General features: G+C 60.0%; 17 protein-coding genes. 6 read left to right on the forward strand and 11 right to left on the reverse strand.

Going from position 1 to position 18,286, the window contains the following annotated elements:
- Window positions 1-89: 89 nt before the first annotated feature.
- The 6 genes from ACA075_RS07630 to ACA075_RS07655 form a co-directional block, all read right to left on the reverse strand.
- Window positions 90-1,703 carry an immunoglobulin-like domain-containing protein gene (locus ACA075_RS07630; RefSeq protein ID WP_497297967.1) on the reverse strand — a complete coding sequence of 538 codons (1,614 nt, stop codon included), beginning with the start codon at window positions 1,701-1,703 and terminating at the stop codon, window positions 90-92.
- A 404-nt stretch (window positions 1,704-2,107) separates the two neighbouring features.
- The gene (locus tag ACA075_RS07635) at window positions 2,108-2,470 is read right to left on the reverse strand and encodes a DUF6124 family protein (protein WP_497299210.1); all 363 of its coding nucleotides are present in this window, start codon (window positions 2,468-2,470) and stop codon (window positions 2,108-2,110) included.
- A gap of 20 nt (window positions 2,471-2,490) precedes the next feature.
- Entirely contained in the window at window positions 2,491-4,464 is a 1,974-nt protein-coding gene (gene lapD / locus ACA075_RS07640) for a cyclic di-GMP receptor LapD (protein ID WP_497297968.1), read from the reverse strand.
- 22 nt (window positions 4,465-4,486) lie between these two features.
- Window positions 4,487-5,194 (reverse strand): cysteine protease LapG, encoded by a 708-nt coding sequence (lapG, locus tag ACA075_RS07645; RefSeq protein ID WP_497297970.1) that lies wholly within the window; start codon window positions 5,192-5,194, stop codon window positions 4,487-4,489.
- A gap of 269 nt (window positions 5,195-5,463) precedes the next feature.
- Window positions 5,464-5,859 (reverse strand): YbaN family protein, encoded by a 396-nt coding sequence (locus ACA075_RS07650; RefSeq protein ID WP_497297971.1) that lies wholly within the window; start codon window positions 5,857-5,859, stop codon window positions 5,464-5,466.
- A 10-nt stretch (window positions 5,860-5,869) separates the two neighbouring features.
- Window positions 5,870-6,457, reverse strand: coding sequence for a UPF0149 family protein (locus tag ACA075_RS07655; RefSeq protein WP_010461974.1), 588 nt, complete (start codon window positions 6,455-6,457; stop codon window positions 5,870-5,872).
- Between the two features lie 409 nt (window positions 6,458-6,866).
- Here ACA075_RS07655 and recQ point away from each other — a divergent pair, with 409 nt between their 5' ends.
- The 4 genes from recQ (at window position 6,867) to ACA075_RS07675 (ending at window position 11,794) form a co-directional block, all read left to right on the forward strand.
- Window positions 6,867-8,993: a DNA helicase RecQ gene (recQ, locus tag ACA075_RS07660; RefSeq protein WP_131062539.1), complete on the forward strand. Its 2,127-nt coding sequence runs from the start codon at window positions 6,867-6,869 to the stop codon at window positions 8,991-8,993.
- Between the two features lie 120 nt (window positions 8,994-9,113).
- Entirely contained in the window at window positions 9,114-9,548 is a 435-nt protein-coding gene (locus tag ACA075_RS07665; RefSeq protein ID WP_497297972.1) for a MarR family transcriptional regulator, read from the forward strand.
- A gap of 128 nt (window positions 9,549-9,676) precedes the next feature.
- Window positions 9,677-11,461: a motility hub landmark protein FimV gene (locus tag ACA075_RS07670; protein ID WP_497297973.1), complete on the forward strand. Its 1,785-nt coding sequence runs from the start codon at window positions 9,677-9,679 to the stop codon at window positions 11,459-11,461.
- 45 nt (window positions 11,462-11,506) lie between these two features.
- The gene (locus ACA075_RS07675) at window positions 11,507-11,794 is read left to right on the forward strand and encodes an Rdx family protein (RefSeq protein WP_497297974.1); all 288 of its coding nucleotides are present in this window, start codon (window positions 11,507-11,509) and stop codon (window positions 11,792-11,794) included.
- On the opposite strand, the gene ACA075_RS07680 is transcribed toward ACA075_RS07675, so the two are convergent.
- Both ACA075_RS07680 and ACA075_RS07685 read right to left on the reverse strand, forming a co-directional pair.
- Window positions 11,788-12,678, reverse strand: a complete 891-nt coding sequence (locus ACA075_RS07680) for a DMT family transporter (RefSeq protein WP_497297975.1) — start codon at window positions 12,676-12,678, stop codon at window positions 11,788-11,790. The two genes, ACA075_RS07675 and ACA075_RS07680, sit on opposite strands and share 7 nt — an antisense overlap.
- A 72-nt stretch (window positions 12,679-12,750) precedes the next feature.
- On the reverse strand, window positions 12,751-13,515 hold the full coding sequence (locus tag ACA075_RS07685; RefSeq protein ID WP_497297976.1) for a helix-turn-helix transcriptional regulator: 765 nt from the start codon (window positions 13,513-13,515) through the stop codon (window positions 12,751-12,753).
- Window positions 13,516-13,644: 129 nt separating this feature from the next.
- Between ACA075_RS07685 and ACA075_RS07690 the strand changes: the two genes are divergently transcribed.
- The gene (locus ACA075_RS07690; RefSeq protein WP_283190225.1) at window positions 13,645-14,460 is read left to right on the forward strand and encodes a UDP-2,3-diacylglucosamine diphosphatase; all 816 of its coding nucleotides are present in this window, start codon (window positions 13,645-13,647) and stop codon (window positions 14,458-14,460) included.
- Window positions 14,461-14,604: 144 nt separating this feature from the next.
- Here ACA075_RS07690 and ACA075_RS07695 read toward each other — a convergent pair whose 3' ends face one another.
- Both ACA075_RS07695 and ACA075_RS07700 read right to left on the reverse strand, forming a co-directional pair.
- On the reverse strand, window positions 14,605-15,195 hold the full coding sequence (locus ACA075_RS07695; RefSeq protein WP_497297977.1) for an HD domain-containing protein: 591 nt from the start codon (window positions 15,193-15,195) through the stop codon (window positions 14,605-14,607).
- Between the two features lie 99 nt (window positions 15,196-15,294).
- Window positions 15,295-15,606 (reverse strand): Mpo1-like protein, encoded by a 312-nt coding sequence (locus ACA075_RS07700; protein ID WP_497297978.1) that lies wholly within the window; start codon window positions 15,604-15,606, stop codon window positions 15,295-15,297.
- A gap of 163 nt (window positions 15,607-15,769) precedes the next feature.
- On the opposite strand from ACA075_RS07700, the gene ACA075_RS07705 reads away from it, so the two are divergent.
- Window positions 15,770-16,831 carry an AraC family transcriptional regulator gene (locus ACA075_RS07705; RefSeq protein WP_497297979.1) on the forward strand — a complete coding sequence of 354 codons (1,062 nt, stop codon included), beginning with the start codon at window positions 15,770-15,772 and terminating at the stop codon, window positions 16,829-16,831.
- Here ACA075_RS07705 and ACA075_RS07710 read toward each other — a convergent pair.
- Complete coding sequence (locus tag ACA075_RS07710) at window positions 16,788-18,242, reverse strand: TrkH family potassium uptake protein (RefSeq protein WP_497297980.1); 1,455 nt, start codon at window positions 18,240-18,242, stop codon at window positions 16,788-16,790. The two genes, ACA075_RS07705 and ACA075_RS07710, sit on opposite strands and share 44 nt — an antisense overlap.
- Window positions 18,243-18,286 lie beyond the last annotated feature (44 nt).

Consider the following 18,286-nt stretch of genomic DNA (forward strand, 5'->3'; position numbering starts at 1 on the left):
CAGGTATCGGAGTAGAGACAAGGACAGATAAATAAATGCGTCCCCTTTGTCCATGCGCTGTTCCGACAATAGTGGATGCCTATCTTTCGTCAACGAATACAAATGGTCGGACGTTGTCCATTCGCAGCAAATGACTGGTAAATCCATCTCTCAGGGATAGAGGAACTTGGGATGATTGCAATGTGGTAGACATTGACGCCGTTCGGCTCCCCTGTGTGCAAGAAAAGATTAGGCGTCCCGGCCACCGGCGAGTACTTAACGAGTACCGCAGCATGGAACGCTTGCCATCCGGGCCCTGAAAGTATCGGTGTTCCACCGACGCTGGTTATCCAGTCCACCCCTTGCTGGTGATAGAGGTTCTGGTGGTTGACCAGGATGGTTTTCACATTAGTAACGTTTACGTCAAAGGTTTTTGAAGTTCCTATATGGTCGGTGACGGTAATCGTTGCCGTTCCATTGCCCTCACTTCTCACCCAACCCATTTGGTCGACCGAAGCGATAGATGTTGATGACGACAGATATTGGTAAGGGGGAACGCCACCTGAAACGTTTTTACGTCCAGCGGTGCGGTCGGGGTCATTTCCTGTCTTGATCCAGTTCAACCCCGAACCTGCGATCGAATAGTTGAGACCATCAAGAACAAGTGGCGATGGATCTACTATGAGCCCGGCCTCAATGGTCAAGGTGCGTACATTCGAATAGACATTGCCGCTGTGATAAAGCGATTTGGCGTACAAACGGCGTGCCCCCGCCGCTACGGTGATGGGTAGCTCCCAAACGCCAGTGATTGCGTCGGCAGTCGCTGTCCCCTTGGGCACCGCGCTTGCACCGCTGCCGTCATATATTTCGACTTGCAGCCCTTTACTCGCAGCGCCCACCAGTTTCAGGGTGGTGCTAGTTGAGCTTCCAGCCTCTGGAACTTCATTGCCGGTGACGTCCAGCACGTTGGTGAGCGTCGGTACGATCACCGCAACGGCGAGGTGAATATCCAGGCGCTTGGTCGGCGACTGAGCGGAGTTACCCAGTTGATCAAATACGACAAAGTCGGCCGCTGTGTTGGGATTGTCGCCCACCCTCTGAAAGGTGTCGGTGAACAGTTTTTGGATAACCGGCACCGGTGCATCGGGCACGTCCCATGAAATCGACTCATCGCCCAGCTGAAAACGGATACGGTCGTAAGCGCGCCGGTTGGACCAGGTGAACCCGAACTCCACGCCTAGGACCGCCCGTTCGGCACTGACGCCGTCTGCGATCACGTCGGGCGGGATCACCAGATCCAGGTTCTCTGGGGTTCGCAGGTGATACAGCACAAACAGATCCCGGGAAGGTTCGACGTTTCCACTGGGGCGCGTGACCTTGTAATGCAGGCGATTGACCCCCTGAATTAGCCGCCCGTGCGGCACATATAGGCGCAGGCGCAGTGTTTCTTCTCCCGGCGCAACAGTCTTGCCGGTCACGGGGGTGGGGTCGTCGTTGACATACACATCCACCCGATCATCCACCGCCATGGTCCAGGACCGCATCTGCAGTTCGGTCCACGGATCACACAGGCATTCAAGGCCTTGCGGTTGGCTATCGTAAAGAGATTTAGGAATACCGCCGTGCGCAATTCCGGCAGGTTTTACCGGGGTTATCCAACCTTGGATGATCAGGGGATAGTGCACGAATAAAGCGTTCCACGCAGATGACTGGATGTCCATCATTCACTCCTGGGTGAATTAAGCCTCAAGTCCTCTCGGGGCACAGGACCATCACACACGGGAATGGAAGGACTAGCTACTGTCAGAAATAACAGGTTGAAGCGGTTTTCAGACAAATGGTCTCGCCCTCACATTCGTCCGTCATTGAACAAAAAATGCATGAACTACACAGATCAACTGCGAGAGCGGGCTTGCCCGCAATGAGGCCCGAAAGACCACCGCAAAACTCGCAGCCTGACACGCTGTTGTGGCGAGGGAGCTTGCTCCCGTTGGGTTGCGAAGCAGCCCCAAAACCATTCACCGCGATTGTGTCTGATAAACAGCGTTTCGCTGGTTTTACGACTGCTGCGCAGCCGAGCGGGAGCAAGCTCCCTCGCCACAGGAAAGTGTTCGCCCCAGGATTTTCGCTAACCCTGCGGAACGAAATTATCCAGCATCCGGTTCACCGCCAACTCCCCCAGCATCACCACCTGCTGAATCCCCAACACCGTGTTGCGATGTGAACCCTCCATCAACCCCGCGAAATTACTCAGCATCACACTCGCCGACGCCAGGGTTTCGCAGGCGTTGACCAGTAGGGTCTCGTCGTTGGTGTCGGGGTCGATGGAGTAAATCGTGCTCGGTTTACGCGGGGTGTCTTTGGGAACGACCGGTTTGAGGTAGTCATCGAGGGCGCGGTCGGCGGCTTCGTTGAGTTTTTTGGAGTCGGGGGTTTCGTAGGGGGAAACGTCGTCGGTCTCGGGTGGGTTGGGTGTGATCTTGCCCGACAGGAAGTCGCGCAGGCGCCACCCTACGGATAAATATTGAGTACCCGTTCTCCTCGATACATCGGCTCCGGCGGCCCGATCAACCGCCCCATGACCCCAAACAACCCCAACTCCCGAATCACCTCCAATTCCCCTCTGGTCTCGACCATCTCCGCGATCAACGGCAAATCAATGCTGTTGGTCGCCCGGTAAATCGCATCAATAAACAGCCGCTTGTCACTCTGCTCATCAATGTGCCGGATGTACGCTCCATCGATTTTCAAGTACGCCAAGCCCAGCTGCGTCAGGTTGCCGATCTGGCTGAAGCTGCCGCCGAAATGCTGCAAGCCGATGCGGTAACCGGTGTCGAGCAGGCTGTGGCTCAGGCGTTGCAGTTCATCGGGGGGCGGTAGTTGGCGTTCGTCGATTTCCAGTGTCAGCAGAGGGGCCAGATCAGGCAGCGATTCGAGCATGTCGATGATTTGTCGCAGTTGTGCCGGGTCGCGCAGGGTGCTGCCGGACAGGCTTAACGCCAGGGGCCAGCGGTTGACGATGAGGTAATCGAGGGTGGCTTCGAGCATCGCCAGGTCGAGCCGTGCCGACCAGCCGAGACGCTCGATCCACGGCAGGAAATGCCCGGCGGCGATGGCCTCGCCTTGCGGGTCGAGCAAGCGCGCGAGGACTTTGTGGTGCAGCACCTGGCTGGTGTCGGCGCATTGCACCACGGGTTGGAAATACAGCTGTATTTTGCCGTGGGTCAGCGCGTCGTCGATCCAGGTGCGCCAGTCGTGTTGCGAGTGGTTCGTCGCGGTATCGGAATGGGCCAGATGCACCCACGGCCGCTCAGGATGTTGCTGAGCCTGGGCCAGCGCTTGGTCGAGGCGCAGCAGGACGTCGCCGGCCGCTTGGCCGGGCTGATAGGCGACCACGCCCAAGTGCGCTACGGGCATGCAATCACTGGCGCCGGTCAGGCGCAGGTTTTCCAGGGTGGCGCTGATTTCCGAGGCGAGGCGGGCGGCTTCGGTGCTGTCCAGGCCCGGTGTCAGCAGGCTGAATTCACCGCCACGATTACGCGCCGCCAGCCAGGTGCGCCGTTCCGGCAGTTGTGTGAGGCGCTTGAGCAATTCGCCGACGGCGCTGATCAGCCCATCGGTGCGCTGGCCGCCCAGGCGTTGGTTGAGGCCGATCAGGTCGTTGATTCGCAGCATCAGTAAATGGCCGTCGCTGCTTTGCTCGCAGACCAATAAATGGTCGGCCAGTTGTTCGTCCAGCAAGCGTCGATTGGCCAGGCCCGTGAGGCTGTCCTGATAGGATTCGGCCCGCAGTTTTTCGCTGCGCGTGGCCTCTTCGGAGAACAGCGCCTTGAGCTTTTCGACCATCTGATTCATGGCCAGCACCACGCGCCTCAGTTCAGGGGTGCGTGGCAGTTTTGGCAGGCTGAGGAACTCGCGTTTACTGATGGCTTCAGCTTGCCGGACCATTTTATCGAGCGGGCGCAATTGCCGGCGTAACAACCATCCACCGAATACGGCGCTGAGCAGGCCGCAGATCAACAGCCAGATCAGGCAGCCGAGGGTGCTGTCCCAGAGTTTGGCCAGGGCGAACTGCGGATTGCTCTGAACTTCGACCCGCGCCACCTGCTCCCAACCGCGCATGATCAGCGCATCGCCACCTTCCGGGCGCAGGTTGACCAGACTCACAAACCAGCCGGGCACGCCTTCGATCTGCGCCGATGCGCTGCGCTCCACCAGCACCTTTTCATCAACGATATTGACGACGCGGATGCTGCGGAAATAGCCGCTGTCAAAAATCGAGCTGACCATCAATTCGGTCATTGCCGAGTCGTCGATCTGCGCGGTCAACGACAAACCCAAGGCGGTGGCAGCGTCCTGGGCGTGGGAGCGCAACTGGCCGAGCATCTGTTCTCGGGAGCTTTCCAGGCTGACAAAAAAACTGCCACTGAAGGCCACCAGCAAGAACAGGCAAATGGCGAGAAACAACTGTTTGCGCAGCGACATAAAACGCTCCTTGCGATGGCGGCTAGCCTTCGCCCACAGCGAACCCTTCGGCTTGCATCTTTTTCAATACGTCCTGCCACCGCGACAATTTCTTCGAGTCACTGCTGCGTTTGCCGCCATTGGCCCCAGGCAAGTACAGGCCTTCGGCATTGAAGGCGTACACCGGCAACAGGTCTTTGCGTTGGGAGGCAGGGCGAATTTCGCCGATCAGGTTGTCGAGCACCAGCGGCTCGGCCGTGGGGCTGCTGTAGAAGGTCAGCACCATGTGCGCCTGGTTTTGGGACAGTGCCTTGACGTAGGTAATGCGCAGTTTCTCGCTGGGAATCCCGAGTTGGCGCAGGCTGAAATATTTCGCCAGGGCGTAGTCTTCGCAGTCGGCAGCCCCCTTGATCAAGGATTCTTCCGGCGTGGCCCAGTAATCGATCTGACGCCAGATGCGCGTGTCGTCCTGAAAGTTCAGCTGTTGATTGAAGAAGCGATTGACCGCGTCCAGTTGTTCGCGCTCGGGTTGGTTGAGTTCGCTTTTAAGCATTTGACTCCAGGCCTCGATTCTTCCTTGGGCGGGGCCGAGCGGGCCGTAGCGCTTTTCGGCGATTTGCAGGATCTGCGTAAAGTTCCAGTCGGCCCAGACACTGCTGAGCCCGGTCAGCAGAAAACTCGCCAGCAGCAGCCATCCGCCGAGCCGAAGTCGGAGCGTTGGCCATCCTGGACTACGCCGGCGACGGGACATGTCTGGCTGCTCGGGTGCAGATGACTGAAGTCTAGGCGGTGTTTTCAGCGAGGCAGGACAAATTCTCGGAGGATGGGATGTTGGCAGGTTGCTTTTGTGGCGAGGGGACTTGTCTGTGGCGAGGGGACTTGTCCCCGTTCGGCTGCGCAGCAGTCGTCAAATCAGGCAATGCGGTGTTTCAGAGGGAAATGGGTTGCAGGCTTTGGGGCTGCTTCGCAACCCAACGGGGACAAGTCCCCTCGCCACAGAAGCTCCCTCGCCACAGAAGCTCAGGGCTTGCGCAGGGTTTTCTGTTTGAGGATGTAGATCGTCACCAGCACGGCGCTGGTCAGCATGAACCCCCGCGCCCATGGCAGGGGCACCAGGTAGCAGGAGAACAGGATGCTCACCCACATCAGGCCGATGGCGTAGACCTTGCCCCTGAGCGGGATGCCGTTGCCGTCGAGGTAGTCGCGAATCCATGGCCCAAGCCGTGGATGCCCCACCAGCCACTGATAAAACCGTGGCGAACTGCGGGCAAAGCAGGCGGCGGCCAACAGCAGGAAGGGCGTGGTGGGCAACACCGGCAGGAAAATCCCGATCACCCCCAGCGCTACGCTCAGCCAGCCGATGGCCAGCAGTACGTAACGCAACATCAGGGAGCGGTTGCCTATGGTTTTGTCCATAGGCAAAACCTTAGTGGTGACGTGGCTTGAGGATCGCCGGTTTTTCGTCTGGCGCCTGGCACAGCAGGTACAGCGCGGTCAGGGCTTCCGGGATCTGAACGATCATGTCGTCCATCAGGTTGGCGTCTTTGGCGATGTCTTCGAACTCAGGCTGTTCGTCGAACAGACCCGAACCGACCATGATCGGCAGCAGCATTTCGCTGACTTCGTCTTCTGCGGTTTCGAACCAGGCCGCTTCGCGCAGGAACACGCCTTCCATGAAACCGATGCACCAGCCGCGCAGGTCGGAATCGTCCGGCTCTTCGCCCAGGTCCAGGTCGCATGGCAGCTCGAACTCTTCATCGGAAGCCAGTTGGCGCGCGATGTGAGCCTTGAGGGCCAGCAGGGTGGATTCGATCGCTTCACGCTCGGTGTCGTCGGCGTAATGCGGTTCTTCGGCGAAGAGGGCGTCGATCCATTCACGATCCGGAACCTCTTCGGAACAGATCGAAAGCGCAGTGAGGTAGCCGTGGGCGGCCACGTAGTCCAGCGCCTCGTCATGCAGTTCGTCGGCGTCGAGGAAGACTTGCAAACGGGTTAGTTGCTCAGCGAAGGACATTAAAGGGCTACCTTGGGAATTAACAGATGCGGGAATTCTAGGCCTTCTTGAGCGCTCAGGCCAGCCGCGCGGGATATTTGCCCCCCTGGGGCCTCACAAACACCGCAATCCCTGTGGGAGCGAGCCTGCTCGCGATGAGGCCGGTACATCCAATACATTTATCGCCTGACACGCCGCCATCGCGAGCAGGCTCGCTCCCACAGGTTGTGCGGTGTTTGTCCTCATGTGTCTTCTCAGCGGTGCCCTTTGCAAGTGAGGCCTCGGGTATACTCGCGCGTTTTGTGATGCCCTGCTGGCGTCGCGGCTGAGATGTGAAGCGTCATGCAATGCGCACTTACGATTTGTCGGTGCAGCCTGCGTGGTTCTGAACCAGCCTTGCAGGGATGTTTCGGTGATTTTTGGAGTTTTTATGCTCGAACAGGCTCAACGCGTCCTCAAGGACATCTTCGGCTACGACAGTTTCCGTGGCCGCCAGGGTGCAATCATTGAGCGCGTGGCCAGTGGCGGCGACGCCCTGGTGCTGATGCCTACCGGTGGCGGCAAATCCTTGTGCTTCCAGGTGCCGGCGCTGCTGCGCGAAGGCCTGGCGGTGGTGGTATCGCCGTTGATCGCACTGATGGACGATCAGGTCGCGACCCTCGAAGAGCTCGGCGTCGCCGCCGCTGCATTGAACTCCACCCTGAGCGCCGAGCAGCAGCGCGATCTTGCCGCGCGGATCAAGCGCGGCGAAGTGAAGATGCTGTATCTGGCGCCCGAGCGTCTGGTCCAGCCACGCATGCTGGCGTTCCTGCAAAGCCTTGAAATCGCCTTGTTCGCCATCGACGAAGCGCACTGCGTGTCCCAATGGGGTCATGACTTCCGTCGTGAATACCTGCAACTGGGCCAGTTGGCGGAGCTGTTCCCCAACGTCCCGCGCATTGCCCTGACGGCCACGGCCGACAAGCGCACCCGCGAAGAAATCGTCGACCGTTTGCATCTGCAGAACGCCGAGCGCTTTCTCTCGAGCTTCGACCGTCCGAACATTTTCTACCGCATCGTACCCAAGGAGCAGCCGCGCAAGCAGTTGCTGGCGTTTCTTGCCGAGCGCCGCAGCGATGCCGGCATTGTCTATTGCCTGTCGCGAAAGAAAGTCGACGAAGTCGCAGTGTTCCTCAGCGAGCAAGGCTTTCCGGCGCTGCCGTACCACGCCGGGTTGCCCAACGATACCCGGGCCCATCACCAGAAGCGCTTCCTCAACGAAGAAGGCCTGATCATGGTCGCCACCGTGGCGTTCGGCATGGGCATCGACAAGCCCAACGTGCGCTTTGTCGCCCACCTCGATTTGCCGAAATCCCTTGAGGCTTACTATCAGGAAACCGGTCGCGGCGGTCGTGATGGCCTGCCGGCGGATGCCTGGATGGCCTACGGCCTGCAAGACGTGGTGATGCTCAAGCAGATGCTGCAAAACTCCGAAGGCGACGAGCGCCACAAGCGTTTGGAGCAGCACAAGCTCGACGCCATGCTCTCGCTCTGCGAAGAAACCCGCTGCCGTCGGCAAACCTTGCTGGCCTACTTCGACGAAGACATGCCCGAGCCGTGCGGCCATTGCGACAACTGCGTCGATGGCGTGCAGACTTGGGACGCCACCGAGCCGGCCCGTCAGGCACTCTCGGCAATCTACCGCACCGGCCAGCGTTATGGCGTCGGGCATCTGGTGGACGTGCTGCTGGGCAAAGACAACGAAAAGGTCCGCAGCTTCGGCCATCAGCACCTGTCGGTGTATGGCGTTGGCAAGGCCATGGGCGAGAGTGAATGGCGCTCCCTGTTCCGCCAGCTGGTGGCCCGTGGCCTGGCAGACATTGACCTTGAAGGCTACGGCGGCCTGCGCCTGAGCGACACGTGCCGGCCGCTGCTCAAGGGTGAAGTGACCCTGGAACTGCGCCGCGACCTCAAGCCGCAGACTACCGCCAAAAGCAGCAAGAGCCAGGCGAGCCAGCTGGTTCGTGGCGAAGAACGCGAACAGTGGGAAGCCTTGCGCGCCTTGCGTCGCAAGCTCGCCGAGGAACACGGCGTGCCGCCGTATGTCATCTTCCCCGACTCGACACTGTTGGAAATGCTCCGCAGCCAGCCGACCTCGCTGGCGGAAATGGCCACGGTCAGCGGCGTCGGCGCGCGCAAGCTCGAACGTTACGGCGAGGCCTTCCTCGAAGTGCTGGGCGGTCAGGTCGAGGCGCCGAAAGTCGTCGCCGACGTGCGCCACGAGTTGATCACCCTCGCTCGCGCCGGCATGACGCCGCTGCAGATCGCCGGTCAGTTGCAATGCTCGGAAAAGAATGTCTACACCATGCTCGCCGAGGCCATCGGCAAGCAGCAGTTGTCGCTGGAGCAAGCGCTGGACCTGCCCGAAGAGTTGATGGGCGAGGTGCAGGATGCCTTCCTCGATGGCGAGGGCGAGTTGCCACCGGTGTCGGAGATTGCCGCGCTGTTCGCCGGGCGAGTACCGGAAGGTGTCTTGTACTGCGTTCGGGCGGCACTGCAATCCGAATTCGAGGTTTAAATGACCTGTTACAGTGATGTAACGATTCACTACAGACCAGACCTTGCCTCAAGCCAACGGTCATGCTTAGCTGACTAATAATTAGTTTTTCTCTATTTTCAGTCTAATCATGAGTTTTTTATGCCGTTAACCGATCAACACCGTTTTGGCATGCAACTGGCCCAGATGTCGCGCGGCTGGCGTGCCGAACTGGATCGCCGTCTGGCTGGCCTGGGTCTGTCCCAGGCGCGCTGGCTGGTGCTGCTGCATCTGGCGCGCTTCGAAGAAGCACCGACCCAGCGTGAACTGGCGCAAAGCGTCGGCGTCGAAGGGCCGACCCTGGCCCGGTTGCTCGACAGCCTGGAAACCCAGGGCCTGGTCCAGCGCCAATCCGTGCTGGAAGACCGCCGGGCGAAAAAAATCGTCCTCTGTGCCCCGGCCCGTCCTCTGATCGAACAAATTGAAACCATTGCCAATCAACTGCGCCGCGAGCTGTTCGACGGCGTCGATGAGGCGGATTTGAAGGTGTGCATGCGAGTCCATGGGCACATTCTGGCCAACCTGGAAAAATCTTGAGGCATAACCGCGCGTCAGCTTTTTGAGATACCCCGTTGGGCAGACTATAAAGAACTACTAGGCAATATCGTGTTCGTACCGGATGTGCGAACGCGTACAGGTTGGTTCTGGTTATCTAAGGGATGCTCATGCTCGAGAGTTGGCACGTTGTATTGCGGTGTTGCGCCAGGCTGCTTCTGGTTGGTGGTGCTGTCACTTACTCGGCATTGGCCCCTGCGCTCGGATTGGGCGACATTGCCCTTCATTCCGCGCTGAATCAGCCGTTGCGCGCCGACATCGCTCTGGTGGATGTCGGTGGGCTGGAGGAGGATGAACTCTCTGTCAGCCTGGCGACAGCGGAGGAATTCACCCGCGCCGGCGTCGATCGGGTGTTCTTCCTCAACGACCTGAAGTTCACACCGATCCTGCGAGGCAACCGTAGCCTTATCCGGGTGACCTCGAACAAACCGGTCAATGAACCTTTCCTGAATTTCCTGGTGCAGCTCAATCAGCCCAATGGGCGCTTGCTGCGCGAGTACACGGTGTTGATCGATCCACCGGGTTCACCGGCGATCGTGCCGGCAGAAGACGAACCTGCCGCCAGTCCACAAAACTCTCCATTCCCGAGCGTCAAACCGGCCACTGCGCCGGCACCGGCGGCGAAGAAGTCCGCGCCGGCGCCGGCCGTCGTCCAACCCGCCGCGCCTGCGACCGATCCCTCTGCCGAACAACTGGCCGCCAGCGTGTTGCAAAACCAGCAGCTGCAAAAAACTATCGATGAGTTGAATGCAAAGCTTCAGGCTCAGGATGAACAGATCGCTGGCCAGAAGAAACAGGTGAGCGAACTGCAAACCCGGCTGTCGGAGGTCAACCAGGCGCCGCCGGTGACGCCGGTAGCGGTGGCACCTGCCCCCGTCGTTGTTGAAGAACCCGAGGCCAGCCATTGGCCGCTGATTATCGGCTTGCTGGCGCTGATCGCTCTGGTGTTGCTGGGGCTGTTTGTTCGACGTCAACGCCAGCAGGTTCAGGCGTTGCCCGAGTCTTCGCCCGTTTCACCCTCGAAACATGAGCCGGTACTTGAGCGTGCGGCGCACCCGTCGGTGCAACAGTCTATGCTGAAACCCGCTCCCGATCATCGTGAAGAGACGCCGCCAGGCGATGTGCTTGAAGGGGTCGGTATCTACTTGGCGTATGGCCGTTTTTCCGAAGCCGCGGGTTTGCTGCGAGAAGCGTTGGTCAAGGAACCGCAGCGCACGGATCTGGGCGTGCAACTGCTGGAAGTCCTCGGCAAGCAGGGGGATGTTCCCGCCTATGACGCGCAGGAAAAAAACCTGCGTGACGGCGGGTTCGACGAAGAAAAGCTTCAGGACATCCGCGCCCGCCACCCGAAACTGAACAATGCGGCACCAGCACCAGCACCAGCACCAGCACCAGCGGCAGCGGCAGCCGTGGCAGTCATCACCCCCGTGCAAGCGGCATCTGCCGACGAGTTCCAGTTGAATCTGGATGACCTGTCCATGGATTCCAGCTGGGACATGATCAGCCCTTTCGACAATGCTAAAACTTCAGACGAATCACCAAAGGCCGTAGAGCCGGTGTTCACCTCGAATCTGCACATGTCGCCCGATGTATTCGAGATGCCTGAAGAACCGACGCTGGATGAGCCAGAGCTTGAGTGGGTCGCCGAACCGGACTCACAGGCGCTGAGCGACGACTTCCTCGACGAGTTCAGCGATGCCGGCCCGTCACTGGAGCTTGAGCCGTTAAATCCGCAGCCGGCCGAGCCGTCCAGTGCCCGTAAACTGGAACAAGCCCAGACCTGTATCGATGACGGCGATCTGGACAGCGCCATCGAACTGCTCAACGAGCTGCTGAAGGAGGGCGATGAGCCGCTCAAGCAAACTGCCCGGAGCCTGTTGGCCGGAATCCGCTGAGCCACTACTATAGCGGCGCCCTCTGGCAAAGGAGTCTTGCCCATCATGACCACGCATAAAGCGGAAATCATCATCACCTATTGCACGCAATGCCAATGGCTGTTGCGTGCGGCCTGGTTGGCCCAGGAACTGCTCAGCACCTTCGGCGACGACCTGGGCAAAGTGTCGCTGGTGCCCGGCACCGGTGGGGTTTTTCATGTTTTCTGCGACGATGTGCAGATCTGGGAACGCAAGGCCGATGGCGGTTTCCCGGAAGCCAAGGTGCTCAAGCAGCGGGTCCGCGATCAGATCGACCCGGACCGCGACCTGGGCCACAACGACCGCACTCAGTGAGACGCAGCTTCTGCTGCCACGGTCTTTTTGCTTGAACCGGACAGCCTGCTGGAGACCACAATCGCGACGATGATCAAGGCACCGCCGAGCAGCATGCGCAACGTTGGGTTTTCATCGAACAACAACCACGCCACAGTGATCCCGTACACCGGTTCCAGAGCGAACACCACGGCCGCGGTGCGCGCTTTTATCACCGCCAGGCTGGCGACGAACAGGCTGTGCGCGACGCCGGTGCAGAACACTCCGAGCAAACCGATCCACAGCCAGTCGATGGCGCGGACGTCGCTCAACTGCGGCGCCGCCACCGGCAGCAGGCACAGCGCGACCACCACGTTCTGACACAGCGCGGCCTGCACCGGCGGGATTCTGCCGGAGCTGGCGCGGTTGGTCAGCGACAGCAGGGCGAACAGCAAGCCTGAACCGACCGCCCAGAGCAGGCCCGTGGTGGCGCCACTCGCCAGATCGAAGTCAGGCGTGACCAGCACCAGCCCGGCACTCACCAGCACCACCAACAGGATTTCATTGGCGCGGATCCGCTCACGGAATATCAGCCCTTCGAGGATCACGGTAAACGCCGGGAAGCTGGCGAAACCCAGGGTCGCGATCGCCACCCCGGCCACTTTCACCGCAATGAAGAAACTCACCCAATGCCCGGCCAGCAGTAAACCGCTGAGCAACAGACGGCGCCAGTCCAGCGCTTCGAGTGTGTACCAGCGCGTGTTGCTGGCGAACCGCGCGAACACCGCCAGGGCGAGCACGGCAAATGCCGCACGGCCAAACACGATGACCGCGGGCGAGGCGGCAGCGAGTTTGCCGAACACACCGGTCAGGCCGAACATCAATGCGCCAATATGCAGGGCGCCAAGGGCGGTACGGGGAGTCATTGCGATCCTTAACAACAAGACAAACAGAGGGGGACATTGAACCGCGCCATACTCGCTGAGTCTGTCGGCAAACTATCGACTTTTGTCGCCAGCCTCGCGCCGCAGTTTGCCCGGAGTCGCCCCAAACTCGCGCAACACTGCCGCTGCAAATGCACTCTGGGAACTGTAACCGACCCGGCTGGCAATCTCGCCGATCGGTAATGGCGAATCCCGCAACAGTCCCACCGCACTATGCAGCCGCCGACTGCGGATGTAATCCATAGGTGTCTGCCCGCATTCAGCGACAAACCGCGCATGCAACCGGGCGCTGGACAGCCCGGCAACACGCGCCAGATCGGCGACCTGCAATGGATAAGCCGCGTACTGATCGATATGCGCATTCAGCGCCGCATACGGCAGGCGCCGACCGCCCACGATGTCGGGCTTGGCGTTGTTGAGGTTGGCCAATAACAGCACCGCGCCCTGCTGGGCAATCAACGGGTCACTGACCTGGCTGCCCGCCAGCCAGCTCACCAATTGGCTTTGCCCAGCGTCCAGCGGCAGGCGCCCGGCGTTGTCGAGCAAACGGCGGCTGGCGTCGGCGTGATCCCCAAGGGACTGCGAAACCCATTGATCGCTCGGTATATCCAGCACCAGGCAACGGCTGCCATTGCTGCTGCCGCAGGCGTGATGAAAGCCCGACGGCACCACCACGAAACTCTGCTGAACCACCTGGCTGCCATGCCCGCCGACTTCAAAGTCCAGCGCACCCGACAACCCGAACACCAGTTGCGCGTGGTCGTGGCTGTGGACGATCAGGTCCTTGGTGTACTGGCGCAGCGTGAGGATCGGTCTCATCGCAGGTCTCCCGGTCAAGATGCGGCCAGTCTACACCGGCCGGGCGTTGTCACAGGATTGACTCGCAGCTGTCATGGGCCATTAACCCAAACCACGCAAGCTTGCCAAAACTTGTCCTGAGGGTTGCCCATGACCAGCGCCGAGCTCGCCAAACCCAGCCGTAAGCAACGTGTGCGGACCTTGTGGATTTCCGACGTGCATCTGGGCACGCGAGACTGCCAGGCCGAACACCTGTCGCAGTTTCTCAAGGGCTACCACGCGGACAAGATCTACCTGGTCGGCGACATCATCGACGGCTGGAAACTGCGCGGCGGCATGTACTGGCCTCAGGCGCACACCAACGTGATCCGCCGCCTGCTGACCATGAGCAAGCGTGGCACCGAGGTGATCTATGTCACCGGTAACCACGACGAATTCCTGCGCCGCTACTCGAAGCTGATCTTGGGCAACATCCAACTGGTGGACGAAGCGGTGCACGTGACCGCCGATGGCCGCCATCTGCTGGTGATTCATGGCGACCAGTTCGACGTGATTACCCGGTATCACCGCTGGCTGGCCTTTCTCGGCGACTCGGCCTACGAATTCACCCTGACCCTCAACCGCTGGCTGAATCACTGGCGCGCGCGTTATGGCTACGGCTACTGGTCGCTGTCGGCCTATCTCAAGCACAAGGTGAAAACGGCGGTCAGTTTTATCAGCGACTTTGAAGAAGCCATCGCCCACGAGTGCGTCAAACGCGAGTTGCATGGGGTGGTGTGCGGGCATATTCACCATGCCGAGATTCGCAAGGTCGGTGGGGTGGACTACCTCAATTGCGGGGATTGGGTGGAGTCGTGCACGGCGTTGATCGAGCATTGGGACGGGTCGATCGAGTTGTACCGGTTGGCGGATGCACAGGCGCGGGAGGCAGAGTTGAAGGCTATTAAAGTCGCAGAGCCGGCATAGTCTGTTAGCAATGTAGTGTCTGAGCTGGCCTCTTCGCGGGCAAGCCCGCTCCCACAATTTTCACCGTATTGACCTGAACGGACTCGGACACCTGTGGGAGCGAGCCTGCTCGCGATGGACCGCGCAGCGGTCCCCCCGGATCTATCAGGCTGGCGAATGTTCTTCCATCGCCGCCTTGTAGATCGAATGCTTGGGGTGCGCAAACAAGCGCTCCATCATCGGCTCAAAGAAACTCAGCGGTAATGTCTCGTAGGCCGGATCAAACGCCGCCGCGTCATATTTGGCGCAGAACTCGATGGTCGCCTGATACTGCGGATGCCCGCTGAATTGTTCGCGCAAATGCCGATCCATTCCCAGGTGATGGAAGAAGTAATACCCTTGGAATATCCCGTGTTTCTCCACCATCCACAGGTTCTCGGGGCTGACGAACGGCTTGAGGATCGCCGCGGCGATGTCCGGATGGTTGTAGGAACCGAGCGTGTCGCCGATGTCGTGAAGCAGCGCGCAGACCACGTATTCTTCATCCCGGCCATCGCGCCAGGCACGGCTGGCAGTCTGCAAGGAATGGGTCAGCCGATCCACCGGGAAGCCGCCAAAATCACCCTCCAGCAATTTCAGGTGCGCCACAATCCGTGACGGCAACTGCCTGGCGTAGGCACTGAAGTCGGCGGCGATGATCGCCCAGTCTTCCTGCGTGCCATCCTGCATGTGGGTGAATCGTGCATTGGCGTTCATCAGCTATCCTCTTGTTCTAATCGAAAGGGATGTCTTGAGTGTAGGACTTGGATCCAATGTCGCACTGGCTGCGCAGGACGCTTTGATGGCCAGTGGAGCCTAGAACGGCACGCGACCCAGGATCATGTCGCGATACATGACAAAGTCGCCGAGCAGGCTGTAAAGAGGATGCTGAAACGTGGCGGGACGGTTTTTCTCAAAAAAGAAATGCCCGACCCACGCGAAGCTGTAACCCGCCAGCGGCAAGGCGAGCAACATCAACCAGGCGCCTTTGCCGATGGTCAGCACCAGAATGAAGATGACCAGGCTGGTGCCGACAAAGTGCAATCGTCGACAGGTGCTGTTGCTGTGTTCACTGAGGTAGTACGGGTAAAACTCAGCGAAGCTGGTGAAACGTTTGACGTTTTCCACGACTGCGATCTCTGTGGTTGTTGTTCTGATTGCAAGTTGTTCTGCGGGTAGCCTATTTGAGTCTAGAGTGATCATTGGCATCAGCCAGTGACAATGGGCGCCACTTTAGTATCCTTCGAAAACTTGCCGCGGTAGACGGCTCACTAATCAGTAAGAAAACGCCATGAGCGAACGAACGACTTCTGCAAGCTGGGCGATGGGGATTGTCAAAGCTCTGGAGATGGACGGCCTGGATTGCCGGGTTCTGTTCAAGCAGCTGGGGCTCGACTACGCGTCTCTGAATGATCCGGATGCGCGCTTCCCGCAAGATTCCATGACACGCCTGTGGCAGCGCGCGGTCGAGCTGTCCGGCAACCCGGCGATTGGCCTGAACATGGGCAAGGTGGTGCGACCGGCATCCTTCCATGTCGCCGGCTACGCGCTGATGTCCAGCCAGACCCTGGCCGAAGGCTTTCAGCGGCTGGTGCGTTATCAGCGCATCATTGCCGAAAGTGCCGACCTGAGTTTCCGACTGCTGGATGAAGGTTATGCGCTGATTCTGACGGTGCATGGCGATCACTTGCCGCCGACCCGACAGAGCGCCGAAGCGTCGCTGGCCTGTGCGTTGGCGCTGTGCGGCTGGTTGACCGGGCGCACGCTGCAACCGCGCAAGGTGCTGATCCAGGGCGATCAGCCTGTCGATCTCGAACCCTATAAACAAGCGTTCCATGCGCCGTTGGTGTTCAACGCGGCCTATGACGCCTTGATCTTCGAACGCGCCGACATGGAAGCGCCGCTGCCGACGGCCAACGAGGCGATGGCGCTGTTGCACGACCGCTTTGCCGGCGAATACCTGGCGCGGTTTTCCGAGAGCCGCGTGACCCACAAGGCGCGCCAGGTGCTGTGCCGGTTGCTGCCCCAGGGCGAACCCAAGCGCGATACGGTGGCGCAGACGCTGCACCTGTCGCAACGCACCTTGCAGCGCCGTTTGCAGGAAGAAGGCACGAGTTTTCAAACCTTGCTCGACGACACGCGACGTGAACTGGCCGAGCAGTACCTGGCGCAGCCCACCATGACCCTGCTGGAAATTGCCTACCTGTTGGGGTTTGCCGATCCGAGCAACTTCTTCCGCGCCTTCAGGCGCTGGTTCGACGCCACGCCCGGCGAGTACCGGGCGCGGCTGATGGAAACGCCGGCGGTTGTCAGTGCCGCCAGAACGCAGGAATACACAGAACAAACACCGTAATGATCTCCAGTCGGCCCAGCAGCATGCCGAACGAGAGAATCCACTTGGCGGCGTCCGGCAGGGTGGCGAAGTTGCCCGCCGGGCCGATGGTCTCGCCCAATCCCGGGCCGACACCGGACACAGTGCTGGCCGCGCCGGTGAGGGCAGTCATCCAGTCGACGCCGAGCAGCGACAGCAGCAATGCAATCACGCAGATGGTGATGGCGAAGAAGAACGAGAAAGTCAGGATCGAACGTACGATCTCTTCGTCGAGACGGTGGCCGTTGTACTTCTGCTTGATCACCGCGCGTGGGTGAATCAATTGGTTAAGGTTGGCCTTGAGCAGGATATAGGCGACCTGGAAACGGAAGATCTTGATTCCGCCAGCCGTCGAGCCCGAACAACCGCCGACAAACCCCAGATAGAAGAACAACATCAGCGAGAAGTTGCCCCAGAGGCTGTAGTCCCCCAGTGCAAATCCTGTCGTGGTGACGACCGAGGTCACGTTCAGCGCCACATGCCGCAACGCCTCCAGCCAATGCAGTTGGGTGGTCCACCAGTACCAGGTGCCGAGCACCAGCCAGGTCACCAGCAACATGCCGAGCAAGCCTTGAACCTGCTGATCCTTGATCAGTGCCCGACGGTTGCCGCGCAAGGTCGCCACGTACAAGGTGAACGGCAGGCTGCCGAGAATCATGATGACAATCGCCACCCAGTGCACCGCCGGTTGCGTCCACTTCGCCAGGGACTGGTCCGAGGTGGAGAACCCACCCGTGGAGATCGCCGACATCGCGTGGTTGATCGCGTCGAACGGGCTCATCCCGGCCCACCAGAACGCCAGGCTGCCGAGAATGGTGATGCCCACATAAGCCGCGACGATCAAACGCGCCACCATGTGCGAACGGGGCATGACCTTTTCGGAGCGATCCGACGACTCGGTCTGGAACAGCCGCATGCCACCGATGCGCAGCAGCGGCAGAATTGCCACCGCCATGCCGATAAAGCCGATGCCGCCGATCCAGTGCAACAACGAGCGCCACATCAGGATGCCGGGGGACATGGTGTCCAGGCCCGTGAGCACCGTTGACCCGGTGGCCGTGATGCCGGACATGCTTTCGAAGAACGAGTCGGTGTAGCTGATGCGCTGGGTCAGCAGGAACGGCAGCGCAGCGAAGATGCACACCACCACCCAGCTGCTGACAGTCAGCAAGTACATGTCTCGCGGGCGCAGATGAATGTGTTCGGGACGGCCGGGGATGACCAGGGCTAATCCCGCGAGGAAGGTAATCATGCTCGCCCAGAGGAACGACGGCAGATCGCTCGTGCGCTCGAAAATCACCAGGGTGGCCATGGGCACGACCATGGCGATGGCCAGCGTGATCAGGAAGATGCCGATGATGAAACCAATAATCCGTAAGGTCGGCAACGCCATGAAGTCCGCTCGGGCTGAAGAAGGGAAGGCCGCCATTCTACCTG

This window comes from Pseudomonas sp. LBUM1663 (assembly GCF_059695905.1).

Bases quoted from the DNA above. Each gene is read 5' to 3' on its own strand.
- ACA075_RS07685 (WP_497297976.1), bottom strand. From the start codon at position 13,515: ATGAGACCGATCCTCACGCTGCGCCAGTACACCAAGGACCTGATCGTC.
- ACA075_RS07630 (WP_497297967.1), bottom strand. From the start codon at position 1,703: ATGATGGACATCCAGTCATCTGCGTGGAACGCTTTATTCGTGCACTAT.
- ACA075_RS07655 (WP_010461974.1), bottom strand. From the start codon at position 6,457: ATGTCCTTCGCTGAGCAACTAACCCGTTTGCAAGTCTTCCTCGACGCC.
- ACA075_RS07680 (WP_497297975.1), bottom strand. From the start codon at position 12,678: ATGACTCCCCGTACCGCCCTTGGCGCCCTGCATATTGGCGCATTGATG.
- recQ (WP_131062539.1), top strand. From the start codon at position 6,867: ATGCTCGAACAGGCTCAACGCGTCCTCAAGGACATCTTCGGCTACGAC.
- lapG (WP_497297970.1), bottom strand. From the start codon at position 5,194: ATGTCCCGTCGCCGGCGTAGTCCAGGATGGCCAACGCTCCGACTTCGG.
- ACA075_RS07670 (WP_497297973.1), top strand. From the start codon at position 9,677: ATGCTCGAGAGTTGGCACGTTGTATTGCGGTGTTGCGCCAGGCTGCTT.
- ACA075_RS07705 (WP_497297979.1), top strand. From the start codon at position 15,770: ATGAGCGAACGAACGACTTCTGCAAGCTGGGCGATGGGGATTGTCAAA.
- ACA075_RS07690 (WP_283190225.1), top strand. From the start codon at position 13,645: ATGACCAGCGCCGAGCTCGCCAAACCCAGCCGTAAGCAACGTGTGCGG.
- ACA075_RS07695 (WP_497297977.1), bottom strand. From the start codon at position 15,195: ATGAACGCCAATGCACGATTCACCCACATGCAGGATGGCACGCAGGAA.
- ACA075_RS07675 (WP_497297974.1), top strand. From the start codon at position 11,507: ATGACCACGCATAAAGCGGAAATCATCATCACCTATTGCACGCAATGC.
- ACA075_RS07665 (WP_497297972.1), top strand. From the start codon at position 9,114: ATGCCGTTAACCGATCAACACCGTTTTGGCATGCAACTGGCCCAGATG.
- ACA075_RS07710 (WP_497297980.1), bottom strand. From the start codon at position 18,242: ATGGCGTTGCCGACCTTACGGATTATTGGTTTCATCATCGGCATCTTC.
- ACA075_RS07650 (WP_497297971.1), bottom strand. From the start codon at position 5,859: ATGGACAAAACCATAGGCAACCGCTCCCTGATGTTGCGTTACGTACTG.
- lapD (WP_497297968.1), bottom strand. From the start codon at position 4,464: ATGTCGCTGCGCAAACAGTTGTTTCTCGCCATTTGCCTGTTCTTGCTG.